Source organism: Allobosea sp. 47.2.35 (genome assembly GCF_024655635.1).
Lineage (GTDB): Bacteria > Pseudomonadota > Alphaproteobacteria > Rhizobiales > Beijerinckiaceae > Allobosea.
Genome location: NZ_JANLGI010000042.1, coordinates 1 through 11,204, shown reverse-complemented (window position 1 = coordinate 11,204; position 11,204 = coordinate 1). Strand labels below are relative to the sequence as shown.

The following is an 11,204-nucleotide window of genomic DNA, read 5'->3' as shown; positions in this document are numbered from 1 at the left end:
AAGTTGGACGCCGATCCCCCGCCTCACGGGGTCAAACTTGCACGCCGAAACACACCACTGTCTTCTGCAGTTCGACCTCGGCCTGGGCGAGCGCGGCGGCGGCACTGGCGCGCTCGGCGGGAAGCTGCGCGGTGATCCTCGCCTGGGCGGCATCCTTGCCGGCGGTCGCCGCCTGGACGGCCGCCTCCCGTCCGGCAACGAGGTTCTCCAATCTCTCGATCTCGCGAGCTGCGACGACAGCGTCGTTACGGCGCCTCAGCTCAAGCTTCGTCTGCAGTTCGTCCTGCGCCTGCTGCAGCGCGCTTCTCGCCTCCTGAATCTTGCCTTCATTGGCCAGAATATCGGCCTTTGCGACCACCAGCGCGGCGTCGACCTCGGCAATCTTGCGGCGAGCCGTCTCCGCGGCCGCTTCCTGGGTGCTGCTATCGAGCGTGAAGATCGGCGTGCCCTTGGTGACGGCTTGGCTGAAGCCGACATGGACCTTCGCGACACGGCCATTGATCTCCGGCACGATCGGAACCGTCCGGAAGAAGGCCGCGGCACTGGTCGTCGAGGGATGATTGTAGAAGATCACGGTGATCAGGCCGACCGTCAGCATCACGCAGGTGACGATGCCCCAGCGCAGCTCGAACCAGACCGAAAAGAGCGTGATCTCGCGGCCGAAGCGTTTGCCCTGGCCGTAGCGGCGATAGAGATAGTCGGGAAGGATGGTGAAGAGCGCACAGACGAGGAGTTCAAGCATGGTTGGTCTCTTCGCTGCTCGTGACGGGGCGGGTGGCGCCGTCCGGAGCGGCTGGCGCCTCCTCTCTCGGCCCCGCCGTGGCGAGCTCCGCCGCCTGCCCACCCTGGTTAGGCCTGATGCCGGCGATCTTCTCCAGCGAGCCCGCCATCCGGCTGAACGTTCCTGAAAAATCTGGAAGATCGATCAGCGCGAGCAGCAGACCGGCGACCCAGAACAGGTGGATATGCGTGAAGAGAGCGAGCAGCCCGAGAACGGCGACGATCTCGAACTGCAGCTTGTGCGCCTTGTGGGCCATCCGTTCGGGCAGTGTGTGAAGGCGCAGGAAGAGCAGCCCGACGCCCAGGACCGCGCCGACCAAGATGATGGCGACGACGACCATCAGGTAGTCGGCCCCGCCCGGCTGCGTAATAAAGCTCGGCAGGTGGCCGGGCGCTGCCGGATTCACCGCGGCGTTCATGGCATCGCTTTCTGACCTGGAGGACTGGAACGGGTCTACTGCTTGAAGCCGATCAGGACGCCATCGGCGCCCAATGAAAGCTGCAAGCCTTTTCTTTGCGTCGCGAGACGCATCGTCACGCCCTTGGCGTTGCGCAGCCAAAGCGTGCCGCGACCTTGGGCGCCGATCGCCCAACCCTCGCGGATCTGGACATAGGCGCCTGCGATATCCTCGACCCGGCTCAGCCCATAAACCGATCCGGTCGCCGTGAGCCGCGACGCTCCGATGCCGCCAAAGCCGAGGCCACCGACGGTGAGGTCGTAGCTGCCGCCGCGGAAGCGGAGCGTCCCGCCGCCGATGGCTCCGGAGCCGATGAAAGCAACCTGGAGCTGCCTGATGCGAAGAGTAGCGCTCGGCGCGCCGGAGGGGCGGGATTGGGCATGAGCGACGCTATGCTCAAGCGTAAGGCCCAGAAAGAGAACCAGCATCCCGACCACTACGGCCATCTGCGACTTGTTCCGCTGCTTCACTCGGCTTCCCCCCATATGGCCCTGCGCTGGCATGTGCTCGATGCCATTCGCACTCGCCTTCAAATCTGGCTTCGCATGCGGGGCATCGCGTGCCCCGGTCGATATGCGGTCGTCAATCGCCTGGTGCTGTTCTATCGGGTGATCCGCACGAAGAATTGCCATTTCGCGCCAAACCAACAGAAACCTGATTCAAGCCGCGTCGATGAACAGGCTCTATCGCAACTGCAACTGGCTTCTGAAATGCCGTGGCGTAACCCCCGAGATCCGGCGGAAGGCGCGCGTGAAATGTGCCGGGTCCGCGTAGCCGCAGGCGAACGCGACCTCGATGATCTTGGCATCTGTTCCGCGCAGGAGCCGCGCGGCCTTGTCGAACCGGGCTGCACCGAGAAGATCGGAATAGGACAGCCCGGCGTCCGTGAGCTTCCGCTGAAGGCTCCTGACGCTGATGCCGGCCATTTCGGCAATGTCCGCGACAGTCGGCGCTCCTTCGTCAAGATAGGAGGGCAGCATCAATCTGAGCGCGCCGATCAAGTCGGCGCTGGATGGCTCAGCTTGGTAGACGGGCGGTGAACCCGGCAGATGGCTCTTCAGATTGGGAAGGCTCAGGAGCGAAATCGGCACTTCGATCCAGGACGCCCGCTGACCCGACAGGAAGCGGGTAGTCGGCCAGGAGGACTGGGTCTGCGGGCTCGGTGCGTACCGCGCCTCGAATGCTATCGTCGCCGGCACCCAGTTTGGCCCGGCGAACTGACGGACGATATGAATGGGAAAGATGTTTTGGAGCCACTGCGAGTGCTCGAGATGCGCGATGCCGGCCGTGCCGAGGAGGAGGCTGCATATCTTCACATGGTCATCCGAGCGCTCGAGCCACATGCTCAGAACATTGTCTTCGAGGCTCGCCCATTTGCAGGTCTGTTTCAGCGCGATGAGCAGCGTCGGAGCGCAGCCGATCACGGCCCGGAGCTTGTCGCTGAGGTGACAGAACTGCAGCTGCCGCGATGCCTGAAATCCGATATCCGGGATTCCCTGCGACCTCTGAACGGCCTCCGCGAAGTCGACGGCCCGCAGCAGCGGTACGAAGTCGTTGGCCTTTTCCTCTAGGGAGGTCGGGAGCCGGAACTTGGCCAGAAGCGGCGCCGTCGCGGCTCCGGCCTCGTCATGAATCACGGTGAAGGGAATGAGGAATTGGCAACGGGTTAGAGGAATTGCGCCCACAATGCTTGCCCCCCGGCTGTGGAAATGGACTGTCGTTCCGACCTCGGCATCCTCCGGGAGCGCCACGTCACTAACGCTACAGAGGCCGCAGGCTTTCGATCACGTACGGTGCAGGCGCTGTGTTCTGCAACCCAAACGATGGGGGCCCCGATTCGATTCTGGCGTCTGATGGCCAGACGGCGGCCGTTTTCAGCTCTTGAATGGCGTCGCCGTTCGAACGGGGTCCAAAGCTCCCTATTGCTGCGATTAGGCGATGAAGCTCATTGACATGCCCTCCCGAGAGGCAGTGCAAACCGTGATCGCGGCGTCACTGCAACACGATGGCGCATCTCTTCAGGAAACCGCAAGGCAGCTGCGCGTGAGTGCTCGTTCGCTGCAGCGACATCTTGCCGAAATGGGCACGAGCTACAGCGAGCTGGTCGCGCAGGTGCGCCTCGACACGGCCTGTCGCCTTCTGACCCAGTCCAGCGAGCGCATATCGCAGATCGCCATGCGCCTCGGCTATGCCGGCCCCAGCAGCTTCAGCCGCACCTTCATGCGCCTGATGAAGATTCAACCTGCCACCTATCGGCGGCAGCGCGGCCGCGCCGCTGTACCTCGCGACGGACAAGCGAGCGCCGGCAGCCCTCACTAAACGGCCGCCTTGGCGCGAAATGGCAAGACACGTCTTGCGAACTGGCGCGAAAAGTACAGCGAGAGCCTCCGTCGTCTGGATGTCGCTGCCGACGCTGATCGACCAGGCTGTGCTGTGGGGGCATGATGAAGAGCGCGCGCGCTTGGGCGTCGGAACGCATTTGGACGGCTTGCACGATCATTGCGAGTTCGCCCGGCACTAGCCTTTCGAATCTTCGCCGAGAGGCGGAGAAGAGGCCAAGCGCGCATGGAATGCGCTGCTCCCTTGCCGTCGCTGCGATCTGCATCGGGACAACGTCCTTCGCAGCCGACCTGCCGCCGCGCGCAGCAACGCCGCTGCCACAGGTTCCGAGCTGGACTTATGTCGCTATGCCCTATGCCTGGCTGCCGGCGATCAACGGGTCGACGACGGTCAAGGGCCGGACGACCGATATCAATGCCGGTATCGGCGACATCCTGGACAGAAAGATCCCGGCGCAGCTCTTCGGCCTGATGGGCGCTTTCGAAGCCCGAAACGGCCGCTTCGCCGTGATGACCGATCTGACCTACATGAAGCTCGGGGCGGATGGCGGCGCGGCCCGTCCCCGCAGCGTCCATCCCCTCGTCGGCGGGGGACTGGCCGCCTTCGCGACGGTCCAGTTCGAGATGGTCATCGCCGAAGCTGCCGTGGGTTACGAACTCGTGCGCTGGCAGGGCGCGGGCGCCTCTGAAACGGCGATCGATCTCTATGGCGGCGGGCGCTTCTGGTGGCAGAAGGCCGAGGCAGAGCTCGGGCTGGCCGCAGGCCTTACGATCGGCGACCTCACCTTCGCCCGGGGCCGTGCTCTTGCAGCTTCCGGCGACGTAACATGGCTCGATCCGCTGATCGGCCTGCGCCTGCGCCACCGGTTCACGCCACAGGCGGATCTGGTGCTGCGCGGCGATGTCGGCGGCTTCGGCGCCGGCAGCAAATTTTCCTGGCAAGCCATGGGTTACGTCAACTGGGAGTTCGCCCGCACCCAGAGCGTCGCCTGGAGCGGCATGCTCGGCTACCGGGCGCTCTATGTCGACTTCTCCAAAGGCCGCGGCAGGTCGCATTACGAGTACGACATGCTGACGCATGGGCCGGTCCTGGGCCTGACGGCGCGCTTCTGATCCGCGGCGTCACTGCGGAAGATGCCTTCAGGCCGGTGTTTCACTCTCGATACTATTGAGGAGGCTGACAAATGAAGATCACCCGTCGCTCCGCCGCATTGGGCGGCATGAGCTTGCTCGCCAGCACGGCGATGAGCAAGTCGGCGCTCGCCGAGCAGGGGGCGTTTCTCGGCCTCGGCGAAGGTCTCGAGGAGTTCTGGCTCGCGACCGACGCCTACATCTTCGGCTATCCGCTGGTGACGATGGAGATGACCCGTCGGATCATGACCAATGTCGCCGAGCCCGTCGGCACCCGGGCGCCGATGGGCCAAATCATCAAGCTGCGCAACTATCCCGACGCCTCGTTCAAGGATGTCACGGCACCGAACGCCGACACGCTCTACACGACCGCCTTCTTCGATGTCGGCAAGGAACCCTGGGTCCTGAGCGTCCCGGACATGAAGGGGCGCTATTTCCTGCTGCCGATGCTCGACGGCTGGACCACGGTGTTCCAGGTTCCGGGCAAGCGTACCACCGGCACCGGCGCGCAGACCTATGCGATCACCGGCCCCGGCTGGAAGGGCACGCTGCCGGAGGGCGTGAAGGAATACAAATCGTCCACCAACATCGTCTGGCTGCTCGGCCGCATCTACTGCACCGGCACACCGGAGGACTATGCCGCCGTGCACAAGCTCCAGGACGAGTTCAAGCTCGTGCCGTTGAGCGCCTATGGCAAGCCCTACACGCCGCCGGCCGGCAAGGCCGACCCGGCGATCGACATGAAGACCGCGGTCCGTGACCAGGTCAACCGCATGGACGCGGTGGCCTATTTCACCTTGCTGTGCGAGCTGATGAAGACGAACCCGCCTTCCGAAGCGGACGCCGCTCAGCTCGCGAGATTTGCCAGCATCGGCATCGTCCCCGGCCAGTCGTTCGACGCGAGCAAGCTCAAGGCGGATTTCGTCAAGCGCATTCCGGACATCGCCTTCGACAGGATCATGCTCCAGTTCAAGATCAACAAGGCGATCACGCATCAGAACGGCTGGGCGTTCACCACGAAGACCGGCATCTACGGCACGGACTACCTGATGCGGGCGCTGATCACGGCGATCGGGCTCGGCGCCAACCGCCCGCAGGATGCGGTCTACCCGACCTCGAAGGCGGATGCCGAGGGGCACAAATACAATGGAGCGAACAAGTACGTCATGCGCTTCCCCAAGGGGCACCTGCCGCCGGCCGACGGGTTCTGGTCGCTGACGATGTATGACGACAAGTACTTCTTCGTGAACAACCCGCTGAATCGATACTCCATCAGCGCGAGGCAACATCTGCAGACCAATCCGGACGGCTCGACGGACCTTTACATCCAGAAGGATTCGCCCGGAAAGGACAAGGAGTCGAACTGGCTTCCCGCGCCCGCCGGCGATTTCATCCTGATGCTTCGGATGTACTGGCCGAGCGAGACCGACCCGTCGATCATCACCGGCAGCTGGACGATTCCCGCGGCCCGGAAACTCACCTGACGGTTCGGCGCCTGCATTCTCTTGGGAAGGCAGGCGCCGCCTTCGGCTTGTTCGCAGAATTCGAGAAATGGAGACGACATCATGATCCGCCAGGCCCTCGCCGCATCGGCCCTGAGCTTGCTGTTGCTGCAAGCCGCGAGCGCTCAGACCCCGTTGAGCGCCTATGCCGACGACAAGGGCTACATCGACGTCCAGAAGCTGACCTGCGCCCAGCTCGCCGGCACCTTCCAGGAAGACGCCGACATGCTGACCAGCTGGTATAGCGGCTGGTACAATGGCCTCGCCAAGAAGCATCTCCTCCAGGTCAAGCGAGCGAAGGAGGCCGAGCACGAGGTCATCCAGTACTGCAAGGCCAACCAGGACAAGAAGGTCATCGAGGCGATCGCCGTCGTGTTCAAGGACATGCGCGCCAAGCTCGGGATCAAGATGAAGCCGTAGGCTCAACGCGGAAGCGATATCCTCGACGCCACCGATTCCGGAGGCGGGGATGGCCCATTCCTCAGCCGCAACGGTGGCTGCATAATCAACAGCAGCAGGAGAAACGCCCATGAAGTCCCTGATCCTGGCATCCGGCATGCTCGGACTGGCATTGATCACCATCCCGGTCGAAGCGAATGCGGTCGTTTGCGCGCGCGGCGTCGTGCGGGCAGGATGCGCCGGTCCCTACGGGGCCGTCGTTGCACGACGACCCGTTCCAAGGGCAGTCGTGGTCAGGCCTGCTGGCGCCGTCGTCGTCAGGCCGGCGGGTGCTGTAGTCGTGCGGCCGGTGCCGGTTCGCTGTGCTATCGTGAACGGCCGGAGGGTCTGCCGCTGACGCATCGGCGGATCCTGAAATGGGGGCTGGCCGATGAGGGCTTCGAGAGTTGCGCCTGCAATGGGCGCGTTGCGGAAACGCTGTAGCACCGCCAAGCGCTTCGGGCTCGGCATGTCGTTCGCCGCAGCGCTCGCTCTCGCGGCCTGTGGGGCGCGGCCCGAGACAGGTTTCCTCGCACCGGTCACCGTGGCGTATCTCGGTGCCGCAACCCACACGATCCTCGTCGCCACGACACGCAAGCGGGATGAGCGGCCAGGGACCTTGTTCAATGGCGAGCGGGCAGAGCGGCTCGATTTCGCCAGGATCGCGGTTTCGGTTCCTCCCAATCACGAGGCCGGCCAGATCGAGTGGGCCTCGACGGCACCCGGCAATCCCGGAACCAGCTTCGTCGCGCGGCAGGCGAGCTATCTCGACGGGGACAAGGCCTTCGTGCAGGCGCTGAACGCGCAACTGGCGTCCCGGCCCAAGGGGCAGCGGCGCGTCTTCCTCTTCGTCCACGGCTACAACACCATGTTCGCGGAGGGGCTCTACCGCTTCGCCCAGATCGTCCACGACGCGAAGATGCCTGCGGTTCCCGTCCTCTTCACCTGGGCCTCGCGCGGGCAGCTCGCGCAATATGTCTACGACACCAACAGCGCGACGGCCGCGCGCGACGACCTCGAGCGGACGATCCGGCTGGTCTTCGCGAGCGATGCCGACGAGGTCAACATCCTGGCCCATTCGATGGGGAACTGGGTAACCGTCGAGGCCTTGCGCCAGATCAAGATCGCCGGCGGCCTGCCGCAATCATCCAAGGTCGGGCAGTTGATCCTCGCGGCGCCGGACATCGATATCGACGTGTTCAAGGCGCAGATGCGTCGCTTCGGCAAGCCGAAGAAGCCCTTCATCATCGTGCTGTCGAAGGACGACAAGGCGCTCGGCCTGTCGAATTTCCTGGCGGGAGGGCAGACCCGGCTCGGCGCCGACGCTGATGCCGCGGAGCTGGCGGAACTGGGCGCGCTCGTCATCGACATGACGGATGTGAAGGCGCTGGATTCCAGCAATCACGGGAAGTTCGCACAGCTGGCCGTCCTTGCCCCGCAACTCCATCAGGTGTTGGAACGCGGCGTGGCGGCCCAGCGCTCCTCGGTCGGCACGGACGAGATCGCCCGGAACTCGCTCGAAGCTCTGGTCAAGCTGCCGATCACGATCATCTCGGCTCCGCTGCGCGCCGTTGCCGGTCATTGATCCGCGCAGAATCTGCCGCCGTTCAAGTGGCCGGAAGCATCCGAGACGAGCGTGCGTTGACTGGCCCCTGTAGACAGGGCTGTCTGGAAATGAGGCGCTGAATGAGCGAGAGGGACCACCCGTCGGCGTCCGGTGCGGGACATGGCCGCGAGGCATCCCGACCGGCCGGAATGTATCTGGCATTATTGCTGATCCAGACGATCGCAGCCTCTGCGATCATTGCTGCGATCCAGGGCGCCTTCCGAATCGTGGCTGATGAGGTCGGAGTGCTGCACCGGATTCCGGCGGCAGCTCTGATCGCGCTCATCGCCGCCATGGCAGTGTCACAGGCCGCCTATTGGTATCGGTTTTCAAGGATCGAGCTCCCAGACTGGCAACAGGTCTTCCTCGGGCATTGCCTGGGGTTTGCAAGCCGCCTCAGCTTCATCTTCGGTGGCGCGATGTTCAGCCTGTTCTTTCTGCGGCATGCCCCTGAACTGATTTCGTTCCAGACGGGCGTGCCGCTGCTGGCGCGGACCGCGATCATGCTGGCAGCGCTCTTCTGCCTGTATTGCTACGCCTTGGAGCTGGACCGGCTCGGAGCAAGGCTGCAATCGTCCGCGGGGGATGACTAGGGCAGCCGGGCGGCGATGACCGCGGCGATCCGACAGGCGAAACCCCGGTCGATCGGCCGGTTGCGACCTGCCGCACCGTTGCGCTTCGAGAGGTGACCCACGCGCGGGTTTGGCGCGAAATGGCAAGACCGGCGGAGGCGACGCAGCTAGCCTCGATGAAGTGTGCTCGGTTTCATGTGCCGGCATGGTTTCCGGTTCGCTGCACCTGGGCGATGGGGCGCATGTGACCGGGGCCGAGCCTGCCGTTTTCGCCGGGAACCACCCTGTTCTTCGGTCCTCTCCTTTTTGCTGTCCAGGTGATGAATGGCTGCCAGAACATCTGAGAGAAAGACCATGATGCTGTCTGGAATGTTCCGGCCTGCCGCGCTGGCCGTTGCCGGGTTGCTTGCGACGACGCTGGCGGCGGCTGGCGAAGAGAAAACGCCAGGCTACAATCACAAGATCCCCGAAAAGATCATGACGCCGGATGCGGTGGAGACCCGCTTCGGCACCATGAAATTCTTCGACGGCATGCCGGACAAGGCAACGGTCGAGCGGCTCTATGACAATCTCGACGTCCTGCGTGGCGTCGAGACGTTCCTCAACGGCGTCCCCGCCACATCGATCGAGGGCTTGCGTCTCGGCCATCTCGATCTGGGCGCGGACACGTCGAACAAGGTGATCCTTCTCGACCAGTTGATGGATTCGGCGCCGCTGTTCCTCACCGGCAATACCGATACCGTCTATGGCAGCGCTTTTCTTCACCTGGGGACGGACGGGCCGACGGTCGTCGAGATTCCCGCCAGGTCCGGTCCCGGCACGGTCAATGACGCCTATTTCCGCTTCGTGACCGATATGGGCGCTCCGGGGCCTGATCGCGGCCGAGGAGGCAAGTATCTGATCCTCCCGCCCGACTATAAGGGAGATCTGAATCCGCCCGTCGGCGGCATGGAGGCCGAGGTCGAAGGCGAAAAGTACTTCGTCTCGAAATCGACCAGCTACGTGAACTGGTTGATCCTGCGCGGCTTCCTGGTCGATGGAAAGCCCGACGCGGCCGTGGCCTCCTTCAAGAACGGGTTGAAAATCTATCCGCTCAGCAAGCGTGCCAATCCGCCGAAAATGGAGTTCATCAGCGGGTCGCGGAAGTCCTGGAACACGATTCACGCCAATAATTTCGAGTTCTACAAGGAGCTCCATACCGTCATCGATCGTGAACCGACTTCGATGCTCGATCCCGAGTTGCTGGGGCTGTTCGCTTCTATCGGCATTGAAAAGGGCAAGCCCTTCGCCCCGGACGCCCGGATGAAGAAGCTGCTGACCGAGGCCGTCGCCGTCGGCAACGCAACTGCCCGCGCGATGATCTTCCGCCCGCGCCTCGACGGTTTCCATCTCTATCCCAACAGCGCCTGGGGGGCGGCCTTTGTCGGCGGAAGCTATCAGTGGCTTCGCGACGGCGGAAAGGGCGGGCGTTACCTCGACGCGCGGACCCTGTTCTTCTACCAGGCGACGGTCAACACACCCGCCATGGTCGAGCAGATGATCGGGGCCGGCTCCCAATACGCCTATGCCGCTACGGACCGGAACGGCGACTATCTGGACGGCGAGAAGACATACAAGCTTCGCATTCCCGCCAATCCGCCCGCCAAGGATTTCTGGTCCGTGGTGGTCTACGATCCGCAGACCCGCTCGGAGCTCCAGACCGGGCAGACCTTCCCGAGCAAGAACAACAAGCGGGACAAGCTCATCGCGAATGCCGATGGCTCGATCGATCTCTATTTCGGCCCGAAGGCTCCGGAAGGCAAGGAAGCCAACTGGATCCAAACCGTCGCCGGCAAGGGATGGTATACGATTCTTCGGCTCTATGGGCCGCTCGAACCCTGGTTCGACAAGAGCTGGCGGCCTGGCGAGTTCGAGCCAATCAAGTGACGGGCTCCTGTTCGGGCTGATGAATAGACGCCTGGTGCGGGTCTGGCGTCAGAAGCGGGCTCGCTGTCCGCAGCTTTGAAGCCTGGTCCTTCGGCGCGTCGTGCCCGGGATACCCGGCTCCGGCGTCGAGCTGGTGCCGAGGTAGGCTCGTTTTCGGAGATGACCGTTGTAAGAGTATGGCTGCCATGACGATCGCGTGGCACTACCTTCACACGAACGACGTACAGGCTGCCCGTCCAATGTTTCGACGGCGCGGCGAGTTTACCTTCGTCCCGAAAGCGTAGGCTTGATGACGAGCTTTGCCTTGAGACACGGTCCCACGGGATTACAGATCGAGCACTAGGCATGTGCGATGCCGCAGTAGGTCCGCTTTCCGGCCGAACGCTTTTGTCAGCTTCTGTGAAGGGTTTCGGATGCTGGCCCGTGCGAGCGGGTTTGGACCGGGCTGAGGG

General features: G+C 63.6%; 11 protein-coding genes and 1 pseudogene. 8 read left to right on the top strand and 4 right to left on the bottom strand.

Annotated features, from left to right (window positions below):
• Window positions 1-40: 40 nt before the first annotated feature.
• The 4 genes and pseudogenes from NUV79_RS24810 to NUV79_RS24795 form a co-directional block, all read right to left on the bottom strand.
• Window positions 41-742, bottom strand: a pseudogene (locus NUV79_RS24810) (HlyD family secretion protein); the annotation flags it as partial.
• On the bottom strand, window positions 735-1,199 hold the full coding sequence (locus NUV79_RS24805) for a hypothetical protein (RefSeq protein ID WP_257735749.1): 465 nt from the start codon (window positions 1,197-1,199) through the stop codon (window positions 735-737). The pseudogene NUV79_RS24810 and the gene NUV79_RS24805, both read right to left, overlap by 8 nt.
• Window positions 1,200-1,234: 35 nt before the next feature.
• Window positions 1,235-1,870 (bottom strand): hypothetical protein, encoded by a 636-nt coding sequence (locus NUV79_RS24800; RefSeq protein ID WP_257735748.1) that lies wholly within the window; start codon window positions 1,868-1,870, stop codon window positions 1,235-1,237.
• A 51-nt stretch (window positions 1,871-1,921) separates the two neighbouring features.
• Window positions 1,922-2,989, bottom strand: coding sequence for an AraC family transcriptional regulator (locus NUV79_RS24795; protein ID WP_257735747.1), 1,068 nt, complete (start codon window positions 2,987-2,989; stop codon window positions 1,922-1,924).
• Between the two features lie 187 nt (window positions 2,990-3,176).
• Between NUV79_RS24795 and NUV79_RS24790 the strand changes: the two genes are divergently transcribed.
• The 8 genes from NUV79_RS24790 to NUV79_RS24755 all read left to right on the top strand — a co-directional run bounded on the left by NUV79_RS24790 (window position 3,177) and on the right by NUV79_RS24755 (window position 10,752).
• Window positions 3,177-3,557 (top strand): helix-turn-helix transcriptional regulator, encoded by a 381-nt coding sequence (locus tag NUV79_RS24790; protein WP_257735746.1) that lies wholly within the window; start codon window positions 3,177-3,179, stop codon window positions 3,555-3,557.
• Window positions 3,558-3,808: 251 nt separating this feature from the next.
• Window positions 3,809-4,690, top strand: a complete 882-nt coding sequence (locus NUV79_RS24785) for a hypothetical protein (RefSeq protein WP_257735745.1) — start codon at window positions 3,809-3,811, stop codon at window positions 4,688-4,690.
• Window positions 4,691-4,761: 71 nt separating this feature from the next.
• Window positions 4,762-6,192 (top strand): DUF1254 domain-containing protein, encoded by a 1,431-nt coding sequence (locus tag NUV79_RS24780; RefSeq protein WP_257735744.1) that lies wholly within the window; start codon window positions 4,762-4,764, stop codon window positions 6,190-6,192.
• Window positions 6,193-6,273: 81 nt separating this feature from the next.
• The gene (locus NUV79_RS24775; RefSeq protein ID WP_257735743.1) at window positions 6,274-6,630 is read left to right on the top strand and encodes an HdeA/HdeB family chaperone; all 357 of its coding nucleotides are present in this window, start codon (window positions 6,274-6,276) and stop codon (window positions 6,628-6,630) included.
• A 109-nt stretch (window positions 6,631-6,739) separates the two neighbouring features.
• The gene (locus tag NUV79_RS24770) at window positions 6,740-7,006 is read left to right on the top strand and encodes a hypothetical protein (RefSeq protein ID WP_257735742.1); all 267 of its coding nucleotides are present in this window, start codon (window positions 6,740-6,742) and stop codon (window positions 7,004-7,006) included.
• 111 nt (window positions 7,007-7,117) lie between these two features.
• Window positions 7,118-8,233, top strand: a complete 1,116-nt coding sequence (locus NUV79_RS24765; protein WP_257735741.1) for an alpha/beta hydrolase — start codon at window positions 7,118-7,120, stop codon at window positions 8,231-8,233.
• Between the two features lie 101 nt (window positions 8,234-8,334).
• On the top strand, window positions 8,335-8,847 hold the full coding sequence (locus NUV79_RS24760; RefSeq protein WP_257735740.1) for a hypothetical protein: 513 nt from the start codon (window positions 8,335-8,337) through the stop codon (window positions 8,845-8,847).
• 333 nt (window positions 8,848-9,180) lie between these two features.
• Window positions 9,181-10,752, top strand: coding sequence for a DUF1254 domain-containing protein (locus tag NUV79_RS24755; protein ID WP_257735739.1), 1,572 nt, complete (start codon window positions 9,181-9,183; stop codon window positions 10,750-10,752).
• Window positions 10,753-11,204 lie beyond the last annotated feature (452 nt).